Origin of the sequence: Erwinia rhapontici, from assembly GCF_020683125.1 — a bacterium.
GTDB classification, from domain to species: Bacteria; Pseudomonadota; Gammaproteobacteria; order Enterobacterales; family Enterobacteriaceae; genus Erwinia; species Erwinia rhapontici.
This window is the reverse complement of sequence record NZ_CP085627.1, coordinates 3,477,782-3,498,505: the sequence shown is the minus strand read 5'-3', so window position 1 is coordinate 3,498,505 and position 20,724 is coordinate 3,477,782. Positions and strand designations below refer to the sequence as shown.

The 20,724-nt window shown below is 54.8% G+C and carries 21 protein-coding genes; 17 read left to right on the top strand and 4 right to left on the bottom strand.

What is annotated here, in order from left to right; genetic code table 11:
* Nucleotides 1–61 precede the first annotated feature (61 nt).
* Entirely contained in the window at nt 62–883 is an 822-nt protein-coding gene (locus LJN55_RS16180; protein ID WP_159336267.1) for an AraC family transcriptional regulator, read from the top strand.
* Here the strand turns inward: LJN55_RS16180 and LJN55_RS16175 are convergent, their stop codons facing one another.
* Genes LJN55_RS16175 through LJN55_RS16165 form a run of 3 tightly spaced genes read right to left on the bottom strand, consistent with a single transcriptional unit; the run spans nt 884 to nt 3,827 of the window.
* Nucleotides 884–2,392, bottom strand: a complete 1,509-nt coding sequence (locus LJN55_RS16175) for a tripartite tricarboxylate transporter permease (RefSeq protein WP_159336268.1) — start codon at nt 2,390–2,392, stop codon at nt 884–886.
* An 11-nt stretch (nt 2,393–2,403) separates the two neighbouring features.
* Complete coding sequence (locus LJN55_RS16170; RefSeq protein WP_159336269.1) at nt 2,404–2,835, bottom strand: tripartite tricarboxylate transporter TctB family protein; 432 nt, start codon at nt 2,833–2,835, stop codon at nt 2,404–2,406.
* Between the two features lie 11 nt (nt 2,836–2,846).
* Nucleotides 2,847–3,827, bottom strand: coding sequence for a Bug family tripartite tricarboxylate transporter substrate binding protein (locus tag LJN55_RS16165; RefSeq protein ID WP_159336685.1), 981 nt, complete (start codon nt 3,825–3,827; stop codon nt 2,847–2,849).
* Nucleotides 3,828–3,946: 119 nt separating this feature from the next.
* On the opposite strand from LJN55_RS16165, the gene tctD reads away from it, so the two are divergent.
* The 16 genes from tctD (at nt 3,947) to hisP (ending at nt 19,441) form a co-directional block, all read left to right on the top strand.
* The gene (tctD, locus tag LJN55_RS16160; protein ID WP_227534837.1) at nt 3,947–4,612 is read left to right on the top strand and encodes a transcriptional regulator TctD; all 666 of its coding nucleotides are present in this window, start codon (nt 3,947–3,949) and stop codon (nt 4,610–4,612) included.
* Nucleotides 4,609–6,000 (top strand): sensor histidine kinase, encoded by a 1,392-nt coding sequence (locus tag LJN55_RS16155; RefSeq protein WP_159336271.1) that lies wholly within the window; start codon nt 4,609–4,611, stop codon nt 5,998–6,000. Before tctD ends, LJN55_RS16155 begins: the two co-directional genes overlap by 4 nt.
* A gap of 63 nt (nt 6,001–6,063) precedes the next feature.
* Nucleotides 6,064–7,191: a 4-phosphoerythronate dehydrogenase PdxB gene (pdxB, locus tag LJN55_RS16150; RefSeq protein WP_133841361.1), complete on the top strand. Its 1,128-nt coding sequence runs from the start codon at nt 6,064–6,066 to the stop codon at nt 7,189–7,191.
* A gap of 114 nt (nt 7,192–7,305) precedes the next feature.
* Nucleotides 7,306–8,316 carry an aspartate-semialdehyde dehydrogenase gene (locus tag LJN55_RS16145; protein ID WP_133841362.1) on the top strand — a complete coding sequence of 337 codons (1,011 nt, stop codon included), beginning with the start codon at nt 7,306–7,308 and terminating at the stop codon, nt 8,314–8,316.
* Nucleotides 8,316–9,131, top strand: a complete 816-nt coding sequence (gene truA, locus LJN55_RS16140; protein ID WP_133841363.1) for a tRNA pseudouridine(38-40) synthase TruA — start codon at nt 8,316–8,318, stop codon at nt 9,129–9,131. The genes LJN55_RS16145 and truA overlap by 1 nt, the downstream gene beginning before the upstream one ends.
* Nucleotides 9,132–9,161: 30 nt before the next feature.
* Nucleotides 9,162–9,824 carry a DedA family protein gene (locus LJN55_RS16135; RefSeq protein ID WP_133841364.1) on the top strand — a complete coding sequence of 221 codons (663 nt, stop codon included), beginning with the start codon at nt 9,162–9,164 and terminating at the stop codon, nt 9,822–9,824.
* 172 nt (nt 9,825–9,996) lie between these two features.
* On the top strand, nt 9,997–10,908 hold the full coding sequence (gene accD, locus LJN55_RS16130; RefSeq protein WP_159336273.1) for an acetyl-CoA carboxylase, carboxyltransferase subunit beta: 912 nt from the start codon (nt 9,997–9,999) through the stop codon (nt 10,906–10,908).
* Nucleotides 10,909–10,973: 65 nt separating this feature from the next.
* The gene (gene folC, locus LJN55_RS16125; RefSeq protein ID WP_227534836.1) at nt 10,974–12,236 is read left to right on the top strand and encodes a bifunctional tetrahydrofolate synthase/dihydrofolate synthase; all 1,263 of its coding nucleotides are present in this window, start codon (nt 10,974–10,976) and stop codon (nt 12,234–12,236) included.
* On the top strand, nt 12,226–12,975 hold the full coding sequence (dedD, locus tag LJN55_RS16120) for a cell division protein DedD (RefSeq protein ID WP_159336275.1): 750 nt from the start codon (nt 12,226–12,228) through the stop codon (nt 12,973–12,975). Before folC ends, dedD begins: the two co-directional genes overlap by 11 nt.
* Nucleotides 12,976–13,308: 333 nt before the next feature.
* Nucleotides 13,309–13,794: a colicin V production protein gene (gene cvpA / locus LJN55_RS16115; protein ID WP_133841368.1), complete on the top strand. Its 486-nt coding sequence runs from the start codon at nt 13,309–13,311 to the stop codon at nt 13,792–13,794.
* A gap of 36 nt (nt 13,795–13,830) precedes the next feature.
* The gene (gene purF / locus LJN55_RS16110) at nt 13,831–15,348 is read left to right on the top strand and encodes an amidophosphoribosyltransferase (protein WP_133841369.1); all 1,518 of its coding nucleotides are present in this window, start codon (nt 13,831–13,833) and stop codon (nt 15,346–15,348) included.
* A 179-nt stretch (nt 15,349–15,527) separates the two neighbouring features.
* Nucleotides 15,528–16,097, top strand: a complete 570-nt coding sequence (locus LJN55_RS16105) for a UbiX family flavin prenyltransferase (protein WP_133841370.1) — start codon at nt 15,528–15,530, stop codon at nt 16,095–16,097.
* Nucleotides 16,098–16,371: 274 nt separating this feature from the next.
* A complete protein-coding gene (argT, locus tag LJN55_RS16100) occupies nt 16,372–17,154 on the top strand; it encodes a lysine/arginine/ornithine ABC transporter substrate-binding protein ArgT (RefSeq protein ID WP_133841371.1) in 783 nt (260 codons plus the stop codon).
* Nucleotides 17,155–17,256: 102 nt separating this feature from the next.
* Complete coding sequence (locus LJN55_RS16095; RefSeq protein WP_133841372.1) at nt 17,257–17,943, top strand: histidine ABC transporter permease HisQ; 687 nt, start codon at nt 17,257–17,259, stop codon at nt 17,941–17,943.
* Nucleotides 17,940–18,656: an ABC transporter permease gene (locus LJN55_RS16090; RefSeq protein WP_159336276.1), complete on the top strand. Its 717-nt coding sequence runs from the start codon at nt 17,940–17,942 to the stop codon at nt 18,654–18,656. Before LJN55_RS16095 ends, LJN55_RS16090 begins: the two co-directional genes overlap by 4 nt.
* A gap of 11 nt (nt 18,657–18,667) precedes the next feature.
* Nucleotides 18,668–19,441: a histidine ABC transporter ATP-binding protein HisP gene (hisP, locus tag LJN55_RS16085; RefSeq protein WP_133841374.1), complete on the top strand. Its 774-nt coding sequence runs from the start codon at nt 18,668–18,670 to the stop codon at nt 19,439–19,441.
* Between the two features lie 144 nt (nt 19,442–19,585).
* Here the strand turns inward: hisP and LJN55_RS16080 are convergent, their stop codons facing one another.
* On the bottom strand, nt 19,586–20,686 hold the full coding sequence (locus LJN55_RS16080; RefSeq protein WP_242462116.1) for an MFS transporter: 1,101 nt from the start codon (nt 20,684–20,686) through the stop codon (nt 19,586–19,588).
* Nucleotides 20,687–20,724 lie beyond the last annotated feature (38 nt).

Here is a 20,724-nt window from a genome sequence, read left to right as displayed (position 1 = left end):
AACTTGTCCTGTTTAATACAGATAACGATAATAAGACAAATGCACGCCGGAACCGGACAAGATGATCCAGCAACTGACGTACCAGGCTCCTAAGGATGCCGAACGGCTTCCCCTCTTTTTCCGCTATGAACTGGCCAATGCCCGTACAGAGTATCTGCCGCATCAGCATCCCTGGGGGCAGGTGATTTTTGTGAAATGTAATGTGCTGGAGATGCAAGTAGAGGGAGAGCGCCTGCTGACGCCGCCCAATTTGCCGATCTGGGTACCGCCTGGCCATCAGCACGCCTGTTACAACCATAAAGCAGCCTATTTTCGCACGCTTAATATTGCAGCGGATGCATGCCAGGGGTTTCCCGAGCGTGCCTGCCTGCTGCGCGTCAGTCCGGTGGTGCATGCGATTATCGAAGAGTGCGCCGCGCGCGAGCTGCTGGTGCCACAGACGACGCAGGATCTTCGCCTCTGTGAAGTATTGATCGATCAGCTACGGGTAGCAGAGAGTCAGCAAAGCTATCTGCCTTCCACCCAGGATAAGACCCTCGCGCCGGTACTTCAGGCGCTGGAGCAGAATCCGGCCGATAACACCACGCTGGCTCAGTGGGCGCAGCGGGTCTACACCACCGAGCGCACACTCTCACGGCGCTGCCAGGCACTGCTGGGCATATCCTTCAGCGAGTGGCGGCAGCGTCTGCGGTTTTTGCATGCGGTTTCACTGCTGGAACGGGGAAAAAGTGTGCAGGATGTGGCGCTGGATTTAGGGTACAGCTCGGCTTCCGCGCTGATCGTGATGTTTCAGCAACAGTCTGGCACAACACCGGAGCGCTACCGTAACCGCAGCACAATGTCATTGACACCGGATGACCCTGCTCGGGTCATCCGGTGGTGACTAAAGTTCACTGCGCGCGATCAGGCGCTTACGTCGCCACCTTTTCCAGACAGGCGGCACCACCAGCACGCTAATCGCCAGTACCAGCAGCAGCTTGCAGATCAGGCTCTCCCACAGGATGGGCAGATTACCATTGCTGATCGACAGCGCGCGTCGCAGGTTCTGCTCCAGCATGCCGCCGAGCACAAAGCCGAGGATCAGCGGCGACATCGGGAAATCCATCTTGCGTAAGATATATCCGAATACCCCCAGACCTACCATCAGCAGCAGGTCAAAGGTCGTGCTGTGTACGGCATAAACCCCGACTGCCGAGATTGACGCAATCGCCGGCACCAGGAACCACAGGGGAATGGTCAGCATGCGGGCGAAGATATTGATCATCGGGATATTCATGATCAGCAGCATCACGTTGCCGATCAGCAGAGCTGCAATCAGCCCCCATACGATATCTGGCTGTTCAGTAAACATCGCCGGGCCGGGGGTGATGTTGTACAGTGTGAGCGCGCCAACCATCACAGCCGTTGTCCCCGAGCCGGGAATACCCAGTGTCAGCATGGGAATAAATGAACCGCAGGCAGACGCATTGTTAGCGGCTTCTGGTGCCGCTACGCCACGGATATCTCCTTTGCCGAAGGTTTCGGCTCCGCTTATTTTCTTTTCACTCATATAGGCGATGGCGCTGGCAATCGTCGCCCCGGCACCGGGTAATACACCAACAAAAAAGCCGATCAGGGAAGAACGTAGGGTTGCACCGGTACACTGTGCAGCTTCTTTCATATTGAATAGCATTCGTCCGCTTGCACGTACGACTTTCTGCCCGCTTCTGGTGGACTCCAGCATCAGCAGGATCTCGCTGACTGAGAACAGGCCAATCACCACCACCACGAACTGAATGCCATCGGAAAGGTGAACACTGTCGAAGGTGAAACGGTAAACGCCGGTATTGGCATCAACACCTACCGTGGCCATGCTTAAGCCAATCAGTGCTGAGAGGAAGGATTTCAAAGGATTCTGACTCATCATGCTGCCAAGGCAGGCAATGGCGAACACCATCAGCGCGAAGTACTCCGCCGGGCCAAACGCCAACGACCAGTTAGCGAGAATGGGAGCAAACAGAATGATGCCGACGATGGCGATGGTAGAACCAATAAAGGAACTGACCGCCGAGATCGACAATGCCACACCAGCGCGTCCCTGTTGCGCCATTGGATAGCCGTCTAGTGCCGTCATAATGGCCCCGGCATCGCCCGGCACATTAAGCAGAATTGACGAAATGCGCCCGCCGTACTCACAACCGATATAGACGGTCGCGAGCAGGATAAGCGCTGACTCAGCCGGAAGATGCAGGGCAAAAGCCAGCGGCATCAGAATGGCTACGCCGTTGATTGGGCCTAAGCCGGGTAATAGACCGACTATCGTTCCAATGAAGCAGCCAATTAAGGCGATCAGCAGATTCTCTGGCGTCATGGCGACGGCAAATCCCTGCATCAGAAAGGACCATGTTTCCATTATGTTCTCCGTTAGCTCAACCAGGCGCCGAGCGGTAAGGTCACTTCAAGCAGACGATCAAAAGCAAAGAACAACGCCGTGCCCATCACCACACCAGAAATGGCGGCAGCCCACCAGGATGCTCCGAACAGCAGGCCAATTGCGAAGGTCAACAGCGTGGTTGATAGTGGAAAACCAAGACTTTCAAACAGCATGCCATACAACCCGAGAGAGACGATTAACAGCAGCAAACGTAGCAGCGTACCGTTTGTCGGCCAGTGGATGATGTCCGGTTTACGCAGCAGCAGGCACAGTGCACAGAATGCCATCAGACCGAGAATAATCATCGGGAAGGGCCGCGGTCCCACGGGTTCATAGCTGTATTCGCTCTGGATGCTCCAGGCGATAAATAATCCGCCAATACACAGCAGCAGCCAGATGCTGGCAAAAATACGATCGCTCATGGTCGCCTCCGTTATTTCGCCAGACCGAAGGATTTTGCCTTCTCACGATAATCGGTAACCTGCTGCTTTACGTAACTGTCCAGCTCTTTGCCAGACAGATTGAATTCAAACAGGCCACGCAGATCGCGCTGTTTTTTAAACTCTTCGGTCTGCGCCATTTTTTTAAATGCATTTTCCCACCACTGATATTCGGCATCGGTCACTTTCGGCCCGAGGTAGAAACCGCGAATAATAGGCCAGACCACATCGATACCCTGCTCTCTGGCTGTGGGAACCTCTGCCAGCACGCCAGGAAGTCGTTTATCAGACATTACCGCCAGCACGCGCATTTTGCCTGCCTGTAAATGGGGCACCATTTCACTCATATCACCGGATATCACCTGAATATGGTTTCCCAACAGCGCAGTGACGGGCTCTCCACCGCCTTCAAAGGCGACATAGCGCATTTTTCGTGGGTCAATTCCGGCACTACGTGCCAGCAGGGCTGTCTTCATCCAGTCCTGGCTTCCAATCGATGCCCCCGCGCCAATGACCACCTTGTTCGGGTCCTCCTTCATTGCTTTCAGCAGGTCGCTGAGGTTTTTGTACGGGGAATCACTGCGTACCGCCACCATGCCGTAATCTGTTCCTACCGCTGCCAGCCACTTCACATCATCAACGGAATAGCGACCAAATTTCCCCTGTGACAGATTAAGCAGGGAGCCGCCGGAGAAGGCGACCACCGTCCCCGCCTCTGCCGGGCGCTGCGCCACGATGGCGTTATACGCCACAGCGCCTACACCACCAGGCATGTAGGTGACACGCATTGGCGTCTTAATCTGTTGAGTGTCCTGCAAGGTGACCTGAAGCAACTTACAGGTCAGGTCAAACCCCCCGCCGGGCTTTGCCGGGGCGATACATTCGGTGCGGGATGGTGCATCAGCGGCAAAGGTGGCGGGCACAGCCAGCAGCAAAAGGGTGCTGGCTAAGGTAGTGCGGATCATCATTTTCATCATTGCTCCATTCTTATCATTGAGTTTGTGAGCCTTCCCAAATATTGGGGTTATGGAATTGTTAACGCGACAACCTTTCATTTACCTTTCAGCCAATGGGAAAAACAACAGGGTGTGATATGCGTCTCTTATTGGTGGAAGATACGGCGGAGCTGGCTTGCTGGTTGCAGAAAGCATTAACTCAGGCAGGGTTTGTCGTGGACTGGGTGGCGGATGGGATGGCTGCCGACCATTTGCTAAAAACTGAACATTATGAACTGGTGCTACTGGATATTTCGCTGCCGCGCCTGAACGGTCTGGAGCTATTGGGCCGGATGCGCAAGCGCGGTCAGACTGTGCCGGTGTTGCTGCTGACCGCGCGCAATGAACTCATGGACCGGGTTCACGGGCTGAATCAGGGAGCCGACGATTATCTGAGTAAGCCGTTTGAACTTGAAGAGCTGGAGGCGCGAATTCGTGCGCTATTACGCCGTAGTCAGGGGCAGGTGCAGGAGGCACAGACCTTCGGCGAGCTGGTCTTTCATCACGAAGGTTACTTCGAGTTACGTCACAAACCGCTGGCGCTGACGCCTCGTGAATCCAGCGTTTTAATCACTCTGATGCAGCGGCGTGGTCGTCCTGTGTCACGCCAGCAGCTTTATGAACAGATTTTCACTTTGGCGGATGAAGCCAGCCCGGAAAGTATTGAGCTCTATGTCCACCGGGTGCGAAAAAAATTATTGGGTAGTAATGTATCGATAGTCACCCTGCGTGGCCTGGGATACAGCCTTGAGCACCAGATATGAAACTGGCATCGTTGCGCGCGCATCTGTTGCTGTGGCTGGGCTTGCCTCTGCTCATCCTCTGGGCGTTGTCGGTTTATACCCATTATGCCAGTGCATTGCAGGCTGCCAACCAGGCCTATGACCGTTCCTTGCTGGCTTCGGCCCGCACCGTGGCGGAAAGGATACGCGTGCGCCACGGGCATCTTGAAGTGGATGTACCCTGGGTTGTGCTCGACAGTTTTGAGCGCAATATGAACGACCAGCTTTATTACCAGGTTATTTCTCCGGAAGGAAAAACCCTCTCTGGTTATGATGATTTGCCATCGTTGCCGAAAAATACTCCGCTGTCGAAAAATTACCCGGCGTTGGTGCATTTTTATTATGCCGATTACAACGGTCTCCCTATTCGCCTCGCGGCACTGTGGCAGCCGGTTAATGAAGATAATGTGCAGGGGATGGCGCTGGTGATCGTGGCGGAAACGCTCACTTCGCGGCGTGATTTTGCCAGCAGTCTGTTGTATACCGCGATTCTCAGTCAGGGAGCTCTTGTGCTGATCACTCTGCTGCTGGCAAGTTGGGTTTTGCATAAGGTGTTACGTCCGCTGCGGCGTCTATCCGGCGTTATGTTGTTACGCGATCCGGGTGACCTGACTCCGCTTCCGACGATGCTGCCCTGGTCTGAAATACAACCGTTAATGGTATCTGTAAACAGATATATCGAGCGTCTGCGGGCGATGGTAGCAAGGCAGCAACGCTTCAGCGCAGATGCTTCTCACCAGCTGCGTACTCCGTTGACCATCCTCAAAACACAGGTCAGCGTGGCGCTCAACAGCAATAATCCGACAACCTGGCGGGAAAGTTTGCAGGGGATGCGTGATACGCTCAACGATACCATCGTGCTCACCGACCGTTTACTGCAACTGTCGCGTATTAAGGCGATGCAGCAGAATCAGCCGATGACCACTATCGATCTGGTTGGGCTGGTGCGCGAAGCCTGCCTGTTGCGCTATCCGCAGGCGCGCAGCAGGCAGATTGATCTCGGATATGAAGGCGATGAGTGCTGTATGATCCGGGGGGATGCGCTGTTACTGGCAGAGCTCTGTTCGAATCTGCTGGATAACGCGATCAAATACACGCCAGAAGGAGGGACGATTACCGCCAGCGTGCGAGAGGGCTGTCTGCATATTGAAGACAGTGGGGCAGGGATAGTCGAATCAGAACGACAGCAGGTATTGCAGCCTTTTTACCGGCTGGAAAACACGCATCAGATATCAGGAACCGGTTTAGGGCTGGCGCTGGTGAAGGATATTGCCCGCTGGCATGGCAGCCAGATCCGGCTGTCAAGGAGTGCTACGCTGGGCGGTCTGGCGGTCGCTGTTGCATTCACTACTGCTTCGTCCGCGCGCTGAGGATGCCCCTGCCCGCGGCTTTATGGCAGAATACTCTCCCCCTGAACCGACTGGAAACCGCTTGTGAAAATTCTCGTTGATGAAAATATGCCGTACGCCCGTGAACTGTTCAGCCGTACTGGCGACGTTGTGGCCGTGCCGGGCCGTCCGATCCCGCAGCAAGAGCTGGATGATGCCGACGGGTTGATGGTGCGCTCAGTGACCAAAGTGAATGCCGAACTGCTGAGCGGCAAGCCGGTGAAATTTGTCGGGACCGCCACCGCAGGCACCGATCATATCGACGAGAGCTGGCTTAACCAGCAGGGGATTGCGTTTTCAGCCGCACCCGGCTGTAACGCCATTGCGGTGGTGGAGTACGTCTTCTCCTCGCTGTTGTTACTGGCCGAACGTGACGGTTTCCAGTTAACCGACCGTACCGTCGGCATTGTGGGAGTGGGCAACGTTGGGGGGCGCCTGCAGGCGCGCCTTGAGGCGCTGGGCATTCGCACGCTGCTGTGCGATCCCCCACGTGCCGAACGCGGTGATGAAGGGGACTTCCAGCCACTGGCACAGCTGGTGGCGGAAGCCGACGTGCTGACCTTCCATACTCCGCTGTTTAAACAGGGCCCTTACCAGACGCTGCATATGGCTGATGAAGCCCTGTTGCTGGCGCTGAAACCGGGCACCATTCTGATCAACGCCTGCCGTGGCCCGGTGGTGGACAATGCCGCGTTGCTGAAGGTGCTGGAACAGCGTGATGACCTCAGCGTGGTACTGGACGTTTGGGAGCCAGAACCGGAGCTGTCGCTGCCGCTGCTGAATAAAGTGGATATCGCCACGGCGCATATCGCCGGTTACACCCTGGAAGGGAAAGCACGCGGTACCACCCAGGTTTTTGAAGCCTGGACACAGTTCATCGGCCAGCCGCAGCAGGTGGCGCTGGATACGCTGCTGCCCGCGCCGGAATTTGGCCGCATCACGCTGCGCGGTGAGCTGGATCAGGCAACGCTGAAACGTCTGGTGCATCTGGTGTATGATGTGCGCCGCGATGATGCACCGCTGCGCCATGTGGCTGCGATCCCAGGTGAGTTTGATCGTCTGCGCAAGAATTATCAGGAGCGCCGCGAGTGGTCTTCGCTGCGGGTTGAGTGTGATAACGCCGACACCGCTGTGCTGCTGAATAAGCTGGGCTTTAACGCGGCCCACCTTTAAGTCTTTATTAAGTCAACCTGCGTAGGGTGAATCCCCTGCGTAGGTTTATTCCCAAAATTCGGGCGGTGAACTCACCGCCTTCTATTTTTGTGTCATTGTCTGGAGTAAACCAACATGTCCGACGGCTGGAATATCGCAATCTTAGGTGCGACAGGCGCAGTAGGGGGAGCTTTACTGGAATTGCTGGCGGAACGTCAGTTCCCTGTTGGTGAGCTGTATGCGCTATCAAGCGAACGTAGTGCGGGTGAAGTGCTGCGCTATGAAGGTAAATCGTTACACGTGTCCGATGCGGCAGAGTTTGACTGGACGCAGGTGCAACTGGCGTTTTTCGTTGCCGGGCGCGAAGCATCAGCACGTTACGCTGACGAAGCCGCTAACGGCGGTTGCCTGGTGATCGACAGCAGCGATCTGTTTGCGCTCGAGCCGGATGTCCCGTTAGTGGTGCCGGACGTCAATCCACAGGTACTGGCCGATTACCGTAACCGCAATATTATCAGCGTGGCCGATGCATTAACCAGCCAGCTGCTGTGCGCCATCAAACCGCTGGTTGATCAGGCAGGTCTGGGGCGTTTGCAGGTAACGAATCTGCTGGCGGCATCCTCCCACGGCAAGGCGGCGGTGGATTCGCTGGCCGGTGAAAGTGCGCGGCTGCTGAACGGCCTGCCTGCGGAAGACGGCTATTTTGGTCGTCAGCTGGCGTTCAACGTGCTGCCGCTGATTGCCGATAAAGAGGGCAGTGTGCCGCAGGAACGTCGTCTGGTAGAGCAGGTGCGTAAAGTCCTGCAGGACGATGGGTTGCCGATTGCGGTCAGCACCATTCAGGCACCGGTATTCTACGGTAACGCGCAGATTGTCTACATTGAGAACCTGCGCCCGATCTCTGCGGAAGAAGCCCGTGACGCGCTGGGCCAGGTGGAAGATATCAACCTGACGGCAGAAGATGATTTCCCGACGCAGGTGGGCGATGCTTCCGGTAGTGCGCACCTCAGTATTGGTAGTGTGCGCAATGATTACGGTATTCCTGAACTGTTGCAGTTCTGGTCCGTGGCCGACAACGTGCGTTTTGGCGGGGCATTGATGGCCGTCAAAACCGCTGAGAAGCTGGTGCAGGAGTACTTCTACTAATGTCCGACATCGCCGTGCCACAGCTGACGTTAAAACTCGCGCTGGGCATTGAATATGATGGTAGCCGCTATTACGGATGGCAGCGGCAGCAGGAAGTCCGCAGCGTGCAGGAGAAGCTGGAGATTGCGCTGACAAAAGTTGCCAACCATCCGGTGGAAGTGGTCTGCGCCGGGCGCACCGATGCCGGGGTGCATGGTACGGGGCAGGTGGTGCATTTTGAGACCACCTCGCAGCGTAAAGATGCCGCCTGGACGCTGGGCGTGAACACCCATCTGCCAGCGGATATTGCCGTGCGTTGGGTGAAAGCGGTGCCGGATGATTTCCACGCCCGCTTCAGCGCCACGGCTCGCCGTTACCGTTATATGATTTATAACCAGCGGCTGCGGCCGGCGATCCTCGGGGGTGGCATCACGCATTTTTATCATCCGCTGGATGTGGAAAAAATGCAGCGTGCCGGGCAGTGCCTGCTGGGCGAGAATGACTTTACCTCGTTCCGTGCCGTGCAGTGCCAGTCACGTACGCCAATGCGTAATGTGATGCATCTGAACGTCAGCCGCCACGGCGCGTATGTGGTGGTCGATATTAAAGCCAATGCGTTTGTGCATCACATGGTGCGCAACATTGTTGGCAGTCTGATGGAAGTGGGTTGTGGAAATCAGCCTGAGAGTTGGATAGCAGAGTTGCTGGCGGCAAAAGACCGCAAGCTGGCAGCGGCGACAGGGCGGGCAGAGGGTCTGTATCTGGTCGCGGTCGACTATCCCGCCCGTTTTGAAATACCCCGTCCACCGATGGGACCACTGTTCCTCGGGGATTAACCCTGGCCTGGAGTATTAAAGGAAGCCTGTATGGAATTGATTCGTTTTGTTGTCGACTTCATTTTGCATATCGACGTCCACCTCGCGGAGCTGGTTGCCCAGTACGGTGTCTGGGTGTATGCCATTCTGTTTTTGATCCTGTTCTGTGAAACCGGTCTGGTGGTGACGCCATTCCTGCCAGGGGATTCCCTGCTGTTTGTTGCGGGGGCGCTGGCCGCACTGCCAGGCAATGACCTCAATGTGCATACGATGGTGGCACTGATGGTCGTCGCCGCGATACTGGGTGATGCGGTGAACTATACGATCGGGCGGCTGTTTGGCGATAAGCTGTTCAGTAATCCCAATTCAAAAGTCTTCCGTCGCAGCTATCTTGATAAAACCCATGCATTTTATGAGCGTCATGGCGGGAAAACCATTATTCTGGCGCGCTTCGTGCCGATCGTCCGTACTTTCGCCCCGTTTGTGGCGGGAATGGGCAAGATGTCCTATCGTCATTTTGCCCTGTACAACGTGGCGGGCGGACTGCTATGGGTGCTGCTGTTTACCTATGCGGGTTATCTGTTTGGTAATTTCCCGGTGGTGCAGGAAAACCTTAAGCTATTGATTGTGGCGATTATCCTGCTATCGGTATTGCCAGGAGTGATTGAAGTGGTACGTCATCGCCGCGCAGCACGTCAGCAGAAACAGCAATAAAATAAATCCTCAGGCTTGCGCCCTCTGACCAGATTTTTATCCACAGTCACGGGCGGTTATGGTTTAATGAGCGATAAATTATGGTTTGCGCTGCGACTACAGGTCGCTGCGTGGAAAAAGAAAAACTGGCGCTCCCCAGCAGGAGCGCCAGGTTCAAACAGAAAGGTCATCAATGAGCTGGATTGAACGAATTCTCAATAAGAGCACCATCACCCCATCGCGTAAAGCAAGCATTCCTGAAGGGGTCTGGACAAAATGTGATAGCTGCGGGCAGGTTCTCTACCGCGCCGAGCTGGAACGTAATCTGGAAGTCTGCCCTAAATGCGACCATCACATGCGCATGCATGGTCGCGATCGTCTGCACAGCGTGCTGGACGAAGGCTCACTGATTGAGCTGGGCAGTGAACTGGAACCAAAAGATGTGCTCAAGTTCCGGGATTCAAAAAAATACAAAGATCGTCTGGTTGCGGCTCAGAAAGAGACCAACGAAACCGACGCGCTGATTGTGATGAAAGGTACCCTGCATGGGATGCCGGTTGTTGCAGCCGCGTTTGAGTTCTCCTTTATGGGCGGCTCAATGGGTTCCGTGGTGGGCGCACGCTTCGTGCGTGCGGTTGAGCAGGCACTGGAAGATAACTGCCCGATGATCTGTTTCTCTGCGTCAGGCGGTGCCCGTATGCAGGAAGCGCTGATGTCGCTGATGCAGATGGCAAAAACCAGTGCAGCACTGGCGAAGATGCAGGAACGTGGTCTGCCTTATATCTCCGTGCTGACCGACCCAACTATGGGCGGCGTTTCTGCCAGCTTTGCGATGCTGGGCGATCTGAACATTGCGGAACCTAAAGCCCTGATCGGCTTCGCGGGTCCACGCGTAATTGAGCAGACCGTGCGCGAAAAACTGCCGCCGGGCTTCCAGCGCAGTGAGTTCCTGATCGAAAAAGGCGCGATTGACATGATCGTCCGCCGTCCAGTGATGCGCTTCAAGCTGGCCAGTGTGCTGGCGAAAATGATGAATCTGCCTGCACCTGAGGAAGATATTGTCAAAGAAGCGCCTGCTGACGCATCCCAGAGCCACGAGGCCTGACCGATGATGAGAAAGGGACCCTGCGTCCCTTTCACCAATGAACCGTAACGTTGTGAACGGGACACATGGATAATCTTCCTCAAGCCACGTCGCCTCTTGCCTCGTGGCTTTATTATCTTGAGCATTTACACGCTCAGGCTATCGAACTTGGGCTGGATCGTATCCGGCGCGTTGCCTCTTCTCTCGACCTTCTGACACCAGCCCCTGTGGTTTTCACCGTCGCCGGAACCAATGGTAAAGGCACCACCTGCCGAACCCTTGAAACGGTGCTGATGGCGGCGGGCTATCGCGTGGGCGTTTTCAGTTCGCCGCATCTGGTGCGTTACACCGAACGGGTGCGCATTCAGGGTGAAGAACTGGCGGAGTCAGCGCATACCACCTCCTTTGCGGCCATTGAAGCGGGCCGGGGTGACACCACGCTGACCTACTTTGAGTACGGCACACTATCGGCGCTGTGGCTGTTTGCTGAGGCGAAGCTGGATGTGGTGATCCTTGAAGTCGGGCTGGGCGGGCGTCTTGATGCCACCAATATTGTGGATGCCGATGTCGCCGTGGTAACCAGTATTGCGCTGGATCATACCGACTGGCTCGGGCCGGATCGCGAAAGCATCGGCCGGGAGAAAGCCGGGGTGTTCCGCGCGGGGAAACCTGCCGTAGTGGGTGAGCCGGATATGCCGCACACCATCGCGGATGTGGCCGCAGAGAAGGGCGCACAGCTGTTGCAGCGCGACCGCGACTGGTCATACAGCGTAACTCATGACAGCTGGTCTTTCCGCGATGCCCACGGCACTGTGGAGCAGCTGCCGTTGCCACAAGTCCCATTGCCGAATGCGGCTACCGCACTTGCGGCGCTGCGTGCATCCCCGCTTAACGTTGATGAGGCAATAATCCGTCGTTCACTGCACCTGGCCATGTTGCCCGGTCGTTTTCAGACGGTCGCCGAATCACCGCGGGTGATCCTTGATGTTGCGCACAACCCCCATGCGGCAGGCTATCTGGCGGGGCGCCTGGCAGAAGTGCCACGCAACGGCAAGGTACATGCGGTGGTAGGCATGCTGCATGATAAAGACATTGCCGGTACGCTGGCATGCCTCTCGCCGCAGGTGGATTACTGGTACTGTGCACCGCTCGACGGTCCGCGCGGTGCCACCGCTGAACAGCTGATGGTGCATCTTGAGGGTGCACAGGCGTTTGGCTCGGTTGAGCTTGCCTGGCGACAGGCGCTGCAACAGGCAACCGAACAGGATATTGTGCTGGTGTGTGGTTCGTTCCACACCGTGGCACAGGTCATGGAAACGATGGAAACGGAGAACGGCAGTGGCAAGTAAGTTTCAAAACCGTTTAGTCGGAACCATTATCATTGTGGCGCTGGGTGTGATTGTGCTGCCCGGCTTACTCGATGGTAAAAAGAAGCACTATAAAGAAGAGTTTGCGGCTATTCCTCTGGTGCCGAAACCCGAAGACCAGCAGGAAACCGATTTGGTTCCGCCTGTGACGCAAACCTTACCGGCACAACCGCCGGAAGGGGCAGGGGCGGCGATCAGTGCGGGTAGCAATGCTAACGACAACTCCTCGCAGGCCGACAGCGGCTCCACCGCGCCGCAGTCTCATAACCAGCCAACGGTAGTGACGCCGCCGCCGGTGAAGCCTGCGCAGCAGCAACCGCCGAAAGTGGTGGAAAAGCCGAAGCCGCAGCCTAAACCGGTCGAAAAACCGATCGAGAAGCCTAAACCTGTTGAAAAACCGAAACCGGTTGAGAAGCCTGAGCCGAAAGTGGAGGCGCCTGTTGAGAGCCAGCCACCAGTGACGGAATCAGCGCCATCAGGGCAGGCCTGGGTTGTACAGCTGGGTGCGTTGAAAAATGCGGCAAAAGTGAATGAGATCGTCGCACAGTTGCGCCTGTCGGGCTACCGCGCCTTTACCGTTCCGTCCACGCCGGTACAGGGGCAAATTACCCGTATTTACGTGGGGCCGGATGCTTCGAAAGCGAAAATGCAGGCTGCCGTTGGCACATTGCAGGGGATCTCGGGGCTGGGCGGAGTTGTTAAACCGTACAGTGTTAAATAAGCCGTTCTGGTCCGTTGTTTCTCTCAGCGACGGACTATTATTGCGATAGCTATGATCACCCTGCGCCCGGAGCCGACACCTCGTCACTCCGGGCGTCGTGCGTGATGATGCTGGCAAATCAAGGTATTGCGTGGTGGGGTCCGGGCCGTTGAAATCGGTGTCCGGAAGGGGTTTTTTTAAGCGTTCTCGTTTATTTAAATCGCGTCAGTAAAACGCTACGCAAACGTTTTCTTTTTCTGTTAGAATTCGCCCCGAACTGAGGCAGTATCCCCTTGCACCTGTGCTTACAAGGGGAGAGCGGCTGATACAGGGGCATGGTCACTGGAAGCGTTCATGGTCTGGATAGATTACGTCATTATTGCGGTTATTGGTTTTTCGGCTCTTGTTAGCCTGATCCGAGGGTTTGTTCGGGAAGCTCTTTCTCTCGTCACCTGGGGTTGCGCATTTTTTGTCGCCAGTCATTACTACTCCTTCCTTGCCGTCTGGTTCACAGGATTTGAAGACGAACTGGTTCGAAATGGAATCGCCGTAGCGGTGTTATTCATTGCTACCCTGATTGTCGGGGCCATTGTTAACTACGTTATTGGTTCGCTGGTTGAAAAAACCGGCCTGTCGGGAACCGACAGAGTCCTTGGCGTCTGTTTTGGGGCATTACGCGGTGTGCTGATCGTTTCAGCCATGCTGTTTTTCCTCGACACATTCACCGGTTTTTCTAAGAGTCCGGACTGGCAACAGTCCCAGCTAATCCCTCAGTTCAGTAGTATTATCAGGTGGTTTTTTGATTACCTGAAAAGCACGTCGAGTTTTTTGCCCCGGTAATCGAACCGGGGTTGCGGCTTATGAGGAAATGTCAATATGTGCGGTATTGTCGGGATCGCCGGTTTTGCACCGGTCAACCAGTCGATTTATGACGCGTTAACGGTGCTTCAGCACCGTGGGCAGGATGCCGCAGGCATCGTTACCATTGATGCATTGAATTGCTTCCGTCTGCGCAAAGCAAACGGTCTGGTTAGCGATGTATTTGAAGCCCGCCACATGCAACGTATGCAAGGCAATATGGGTATCGGCCACGTTCGTTACCCCACGGCAGGAAGCTCAAGTGCTTCTGAAGCCCAGCCATTCTACGTAAACTCCCCTTACGGTATTACTCTTGCCCATAACGGCAACCTGACCAACGCTCACGAACTGCGTAAAGAGCTGTTCGAAACGGGTCGTCGTCACGTGAATACCACCTCTGATTCTGAAATCCTGCTGAATATCTTTGCGCAGGAAGTGGATCGTTTCCAGCATGACCCGCTGGAAGCAGAGAACATCTTCTCCGCCGTTGCCGCGGTTCATCAGCGTGTTCGCGGTGCGTATGCCTGCGTGGCGATGATCATCGGCCACGGTTTGGTGGCATTCCGCGATCCTAACGGTATTCGTCCACTGGTGATCGGCAAACGCGCTATGGCTGATGGCCGTATCGAGTATATGGTGGCTTCAGAGAGCGTGGCGCTGGATACCCTTGGCTTTGAGTTCCTGCGCGATGTGGCACCGGGCGAAGCGGTGTATGTGACCGTGAAAGGCCAGCTGTCCACCCGTCAGTGTGCTGAAAATCCAAAGTGGAATCCGTGCCTGTTCGAGTACGTTTACTTTGCACGCCCGGATTCGTTCCTCGATAAGATTTCGGTTTACAGCGCCCGCGTGCGTATGGGCACCAAACTCGGTGCCAAGATTGCCCGCGAGTGGGAAGATCTGGATATCGATGTGGTGATTCCAATCCCTGAAACCTCCTGCGATATCGCACTGGAGATGGCGCGTATTCTCGACAAGCCCTACCGTCAGGGCTTTGTGAAAAACCGTTATGTCGGCCGTACCTTTATCATGCCAGGTCAGCACCTGCGTCGCAGCGCGGTTCGCCGTAAGCTGAATGCTAACCGTGCTGAGTTCCGGGGTAAAAACGTGCTGCTGGTGGATGACTCCATCGTGCGCGGTACCACCTCTGAGCAGATCATCGAAATGGCACGTGAAGCGGGAGCGAAGAAAGTGTATCTCGCGTCTGCGGCACCGGAAATTCGCTTCCCGAACGTCTATGGCATTGATATGCCAAGCGCCACTGAGCTGATTGCTCACGGCCGTGAAGTGGAAGAGATCCGCCAGCTGATCGGTGCAGATGCCCTGATTTTCCAGGACCTGAGCGACCTGATTGAAGCGGTGCGTGAAGAGAACCCGGATATTGCCCAGTTTGAGTGCTCGGTATTTGATGGTATCTACGTGACCAAAGACGTGGACCAGCAGTACCTGGAGTATCTGCAATCTCTGCGTAATGACGATGCGAAAGCGATGCAGCGTCAGAACGAAGTGGAAAATCTCGAGATGCACAACGAAGGCTGATACCCGTCGTACTTCGAGTGATATGTGCGTTGGCTGCGTTTGCTCACCCCGGTCACATAGTTGTCTATGCTCCCGGGGATGATCAGCCTTGCCGCCTTCATCTAACTCGAATGATTCAGGGTAAATAGGCTAAGATGGGCCGGAAGCAATTCCGGCCCATTTTTTTTGAAGGATTTGGTATGAAACGACTCATTATTGGCATCTCTGGCGCCAGCGGTGTGATTTATGGCATTCGGATGCTGCAAATTTTGCAGCAGGTGAGCGGGGTAGAGAGCCATCTGATAATGAGCCAGGCTGCGCGGCAGACGCTGGCGCTGGAAAGTGACTATACGCTGCGTGAAGTCCAGGCGCTGGCGGATGTGGTCCACGATGTACGCGATATTGCTGCCAGTATCTCCTCGGGTTCTTATAAAACCGAGGGTATGGCGATCCTTCCCTGCTCAATGAAAACCCTGTCAGGTATTGTTCACAGCTACAGCGATGGCCTGCTGACCCGCGCCGCTGATGTGGTGCTGAAAGAGCGGCGCCGACTGGTGCTGTGTGTGCGTGAAACCCCGTTGCATCTTGGCCATCTGCGTACGATGACCGCTGCCGCAGAACTGGGGGCCATTATTATGCCGCCGGTGCCCGCTTTTTATCATCGCCCACAGAGCGTGATGGATATTGTCGATCAGACTGTTAATCGGGTACTCGATCAGTTTGATATCGAACTGGATGAAGACCTGTTTACGCGCTGGCAAGGTGCATAACGGGGAATATGTCGCACCATTTTGGTGCGCCTATTGGTGCTGAATCGCTTTTCGTGCAAGTTGCGCACCAAAATGAAACATTGTTGCTTCGGTCTGCCAACAAACCTGCTATAAATTTTCCTGCAAACTGAGTAATCACAGTGCCTAAAGCATCGTGCAATATAAACAGCGGTTTGCCACAAAATGTGGCACGGAACCTGCTAATTGTATTGTGTAAGTCACTGTGCAAACACATCACGAACCATTAAAAATAATATTTAAATTGGGGTAATGTATGAAAAAGCAGGTCCTGGCTCTCTCCCTGTTAATGTCAATTACAGCTGCAGGCAGCGCATTTGCTGCGGGTCCAAAAACGCTGCGTATTGGTACCGACCCAACGTATGCACCGTTCGAAATGAAAAATGCTCAGGGGCAGTTGGTCGGTTTTGATATCGATCTGGCGACCGAAATTTGTAAGCGTATGGAAACCAAATGTACGTTTGTTGAAAGCGACTTCGATGCGCTGATCCCTTCTCTGAAAGCGAAGAAGATCGATGCCATCATCTCTTCCCTGTCGATCACTGAAAAACGCCAGCAGGAGATCGCCTTCTCTGAAAAACTGTATGCGGCCAACTCGCGCCTGATCGCGCCGAAAGGTTCGAAAATTCAGCCAACGCTGGAAGCGCTGAAAGGCAAAACCATCGGTCTGTTGCAGGGGACCACTCAGGAAACCTACGCGAACGAAAACTGGCGTCCAAAAGGCGTGACTGTGACGCCATACGCTAATCAGGATCTGGTGTATCAGGATCTGACTGCGGGCCGCATTGATGCCGCGTTCCAGGATGAAGTGGCTGCCAGCGAGGGCTTCCTCAAGCAGCCTGCGGGCAAAGAGTATGCGTTTGCAGGCCCGGCTGTTAAAGATGAAAAAATCTTTGGTGTGGGTACCGGGATCGGCCTCAGCAAAGAGAACCCTGAGCTGAAAGCCGCTATCGATAAAGCGTTTGATGAAATCCGCAAAGATGGTACTTACGACAAGTTAGCGAAAAAATACTTCGATTTTGATGTGTACGGCGGTTAAGTAAAACCCTGTCTGCAGGCCTCACTGTGTCATGCAGTGGGGCCGCGTTTAATGCCGATGGCGTAAACGTGAAGTTAGAATCATAAGAACAGGATATTGCCTATGCTGTACGGCTACTCTGAAGTGATATTTAAAGGCGCAATGGTAACACTCGAGCTGGCCCTCAGCTCAGTGGTGTTTGCCGTGGTGCTGGGGTTGATTGGCGCCGGGGCCAAGCTCTCCAACAGCCGCCTGCTGGTGGTTATTTTTGAAGGCTACACAACACTCATCCGTGGGGTTCCGGATCTGGTCCTGATGCTGCTGATCTTCTATGGTCTGCAAATTGCGCTGAACCAGGTAACCGACTTCTTCGGCCTGTCACAGTTTGATATTGATCCGATGGTGGCCGGGATTATCACCCTGGGCTTTATCTACGGAGCCTACTTCACCGAAACATTTCGTGGCGCCTATATGGCCGTGCCAAAAGGGCAGATTGAGGCCGCGACCGCCTTTGGTTTCACCCGTTCTCAAACCTTTCGCCGTGTGCTGTTCCCAGGGATGATGCGCTTTGCGCTACCGGGTATCGGTAACAACTGGCAGGTGATCCTGAAAGCCACGGCGCTGGTCTCACTGCTGGGGCTGGAAGATGTGGTGAAAGCAACGCAGCTGGCAGGGAAATCGACCTGGGAACCCTTCTATTTCGCGATTGTCGCGGGTGTCATCTATCTGATTTTTACCACGCTCTCCAATGGTGTGCTGTGGTGGCTGGAACGCCGTTATACGGTGGGTGTAAAAAGGGCTGACCTATGATTGAGATTATTCAGGAGTACTGGAAAGCCCTGTTATGGACGGATGGTTACCGCTTCTCTGGCGTGGCAATCACGCTGTGGCTGCTGGTGGTGTCTGTCGTGCTGGGCGGGTGTATGGCGGTGCTGATGTCGATTGCCCGCGTGTCTCCCATCAGGGCGATCCGTTTTCCGGTATGGCTGTTTACCTACGTGTTTCGTGGTACGCCGCTGTATGTGCAACTGCTGGTGTTTTACTCCGGTATGTACACGCTGGAAATTGTCAAAGGCACGGACCTGCTGAATGCATTTTTCCGCAGTGGACTGAACTGTACGCTACTGGCACTGACGCTGAACACCTGTGCGTACACCACGGAAATATTTGCCGGAGCGATTCGCTCGGTGCCGCATGGTGAGATCGAGGCGGCGCGCGCTTACGGTTTCTCCACCTTTAAACTGTATCGCTGCATTATCATGCCTTCCGCATTGCGCTCTGCGCTGCCTGCGTACAGTAATGAAGTGATTTTAATGCTGCACTCCACGGCGCTGGCGTTTACCGCCACGGTGCCCGATCTGCTGAAAGTGGCACGCGATATAAACTCGGCCACCTATCAACCGTTTATTGCCTTTGGCATTGCGGCCGTGCTGTATCTGATTATTTCCTATGTGTTGATTAGTCTGTTCCGTAAAGCGGAAAAACGCTGGCTGGCGCACGTTAAACCTTCATCGTCACATTGAGTAACAACACTATGGCTGATAATAAATTAAGCGTCACCGAACTGCATAAACGTTACGGTGAACATGAAGTGCTAAAGGGTGTTTCACTCCAGGCCAATGCCGGGGATGTGATCAGTATCATTGGTTCCTCCGGCTCGGGAAAAAGTACCTTCCTGCGCTGCATTAACTTCCTCGAAAAACCGAGTGAAGGCACGATTTCGGTGAATAACCAAAATATCACTCTGGTACGTGATGTCGACGGCCAGCTGAAAGTCTCCAACAAAGAGCAGCTGCGTATGCTGCGCACCCGCCTGACGATGGTGTTCCAGCACTTTAACCTGTGGAGCCATATGACGGTGCTGGAGAATGTGATGGAAGCGCCGGTGCAGGTGCTGGGCCTGAGTAAAACGGAAGCGCGTGAACGTGCCATTCGTTACCTTGATAAGGTCGGGATTGACGAGCGTGCACGGGCAAAGTATCCGGTACACTTGTCAGGTGGTCAGCAGCAACGCGTGTCTATCGCCCGTGCGCTGGCGATGGAGCCTGAAGTGTTGCTGTTTGATGAACCGACATCAGCGCTGGACCCGGAGCTGGTGGGGGAGGTGCTGCGCATTATGCAGAAGCTGGCGGAGGAGGGTAAAACCATGGTGGTGGTGACCCATGAGATGGAATTTGCCCGCCACGTGTCGAACCATGTGATTTTCCTGCATCAGGGCAAGATAGAAGAGGAAGGGCCACCGGAAGAGGTCTTTAATCATCCGAAGAGTACCCGCCTGCAACAGTTTTTGTCAGGGGCACTCAAGTAGGCGTGATGATTTTCCGATCGATCCTCGCTTGGGTGAGATTGGCGTGACTGGCCGACCGGAACAGAGGGTCGGCCACAACGAATTGATGCCTGCATAGATCACCCAGGGGACGATCATTTTTTCCGATCGACCCTTGAGTGCATGTCAGCTCTGATTATCGGCTGACAAAATTAATCGTGAGGCATGTGACGCGGTAAGCAGGTAAACCAGTATGCCTGAGATACCCAGAGCGATGCCGACATACGCCGTTGAGATCCATCCAAACCCCATCGTAATCGCCACCCCTCCCAGATAAGCCCCCATCGCGTTGGCAATATTCAACGCAGAGTGATTCATTGCGGCCGCAAGCGTTTGTGCTTCTTTTGCCACATCCATCAGGCGGATCTGAATCGAGGGAAGCAATACCGATGATGTCCCGACCAGGAAGGTCGCCAACAGGCCGGTGAACACGTGCCCTGCAAGGAAAGGGAACAGGACCATGATCAGGGTATTCCAGACCAGAGCGCCGCCAATGACCTTAAGCGGGTTGTGATCGGCGAGACGTCCGCCAACAAGGTTACCGACGATCATTCCCAATCCAAAGGCAGCCATGACCCAGGGGACGAGGTTGTCCTGCAACGCCGCGAGGTTTTTTAGCGTGGGGATAATATAGGTGAATATGGCAAACATGCCGCCAAAACCCACTGCGCCCGTCAGCAGGGTCATCAACACCTGCGAATTTTTCAGCGCCGTGAGTTCTTTCATCGGATGAGCATCGGAACGGTTTGCTGTTGCAGGAACTAACATTGTAATCATCAGGCAGGTGCTCAAGCCTATTGCACCGACAAAAGCAAAAGCGATATGCCAGGAGAAAAACTGCCCTAACCAGGCGGCAAGAGGCACACCCGCCAGCGTGGCGACCGTCAGGCCCAGCATCACCAGACTGATGGCTTTACCGCGTTTATCCGCAGGCACCAGTGAGGCCGCAACGAGTGAGGCAATACCAAAGTAAGCACCATGAGGAAGCCCGGCGATAAACCGGGCAGCGACCAGTGTCGGGTAGTTACCGGCCAGTGCGGTAGCAAGATTACCGATAAAGAAAATAAACATCAGAGCAATCAACAGGATTTTTCTGTTCATACGCGCAGTGAGCACGGCAATAATCGGTGCGCCTACCACCACGCCCAACGCATAGCTGGCAATGGCATTCCCGGCCTGAGGCTCAGTGATATTCAGCGAATGGGCGACATCAGGGAGAAGTCCCATGATAACAAATTCACCGGTTCCTAAACCAAATCCCCCGA

What these genes read in the sequence shown, in the direction of transcription:
- LJN55_RS16180 (WP_159336267.1), top strand. Translation starts at nt 62, where the DNA reads ATGATCCAGCAACTGACGTACCAGGCTCCTAAGGATGCCGAACGGCTT.
- LJN55_RS16175 (WP_159336268.1), bottom strand. Translation starts at nt 2,392, where the DNA reads ATGGAAACATGGTCCTTTCTGATGCAGGGATTTGCCGTCGCCATGACG.
- LJN55_RS16170 (WP_159336269.1), bottom strand. Translation starts at nt 2,835, where the DNA reads ATGAGCGATCGTATTTTTGCCAGCATCTGGCTGCTGCTGTGTATTGGC.
- LJN55_RS16165 (WP_159336685.1), bottom strand. Translation starts at nt 3,827, where the DNA reads ATGAAAATGATGATCCGCACTACCTTAGCCAGCACCCTTTTGCTGCTG.
- tctD (WP_227534837.1), top strand. Translation starts at nt 3,947, where the DNA reads ATGCGTCTCTTATTGGTGGAAGATACGGCGGAGCTGGCTTGCTGGTTG.
- LJN55_RS16155 (WP_159336271.1), top strand. Translation starts at nt 4,609, where the DNA reads ATGAAACTGGCATCGTTGCGCGCGCATCTGTTGCTGTGGCTGGGCTTG.
- LJN55_RS16145 (WP_133841362.1), top strand. Translation starts at nt 7,306, where the DNA reads ATGTCCGACGGCTGGAATATCGCAATCTTAGGTGCGACAGGCGCAGTA.
- truA (WP_133841363.1), top strand. Translation starts at nt 8,316, where the DNA reads ATGTCCGACATCGCCGTGCCACAGCTGACGTTAAAACTCGCGCTGGGC.
- LJN55_RS16135 (WP_133841364.1), top strand. Translation starts at nt 9,162, where the DNA reads ATGGAATTGATTCGTTTTGTTGTCGACTTCATTTTGCATATCGACGTC.
- accD (WP_159336273.1), top strand. Translation starts at nt 9,997, where the DNA reads ATGAGCTGGATTGAACGAATTCTCAATAAGAGCACCATCACCCCATCG.
- folC (WP_227534836.1), top strand. Translation starts at nt 10,974, where the DNA reads ATGGATAATCTTCCTCAAGCCACGTCGCCTCTTGCCTCGTGGCTTTAT.
- cvpA (WP_133841368.1), top strand. Translation starts at nt 13,309, where the DNA reads ATGGTCTGGATAGATTACGTCATTATTGCGGTTATTGGTTTTTCGGCT.
- purF (WP_133841369.1), top strand. Translation starts at nt 13,831, where the DNA reads ATGTGCGGTATTGTCGGGATCGCCGGTTTTGCACCGGTCAACCAGTCG.
- LJN55_RS16105 (WP_133841370.1), top strand. Translation starts at nt 15,528, where the DNA reads ATGAAACGACTCATTATTGGCATCTCTGGCGCCAGCGGTGTGATTTAT.
- argT (WP_133841371.1), top strand. Translation starts at nt 16,372, where the DNA reads ATGAAAAAGCAGGTCCTGGCTCTCTCCCTGTTAATGTCAATTACAGCT.
- LJN55_RS16095 (WP_133841372.1), top strand. Translation starts at nt 17,257, where the DNA reads ATGCTGTACGGCTACTCTGAAGTGATATTTAAAGGCGCAATGGTAACA.
- LJN55_RS16090 (WP_159336276.1), top strand. Translation starts at nt 17,940, where the DNA reads ATGATTGAGATTATTCAGGAGTACTGGAAAGCCCTGTTATGGACGGAT.
- hisP (WP_133841374.1), top strand. Translation starts at nt 18,668, where the DNA reads ATGGCTGATAATAAATTAAGCGTCACCGAACTGCATAAACGTTACGGT.
- LJN55_RS16080 (WP_242462116.1), bottom strand. Translation starts at nt 20,686, where the DNA reads ATGGGACTTCTCCCTGATGTCGCCCATTCGCTGAATATCACTGAGCCT.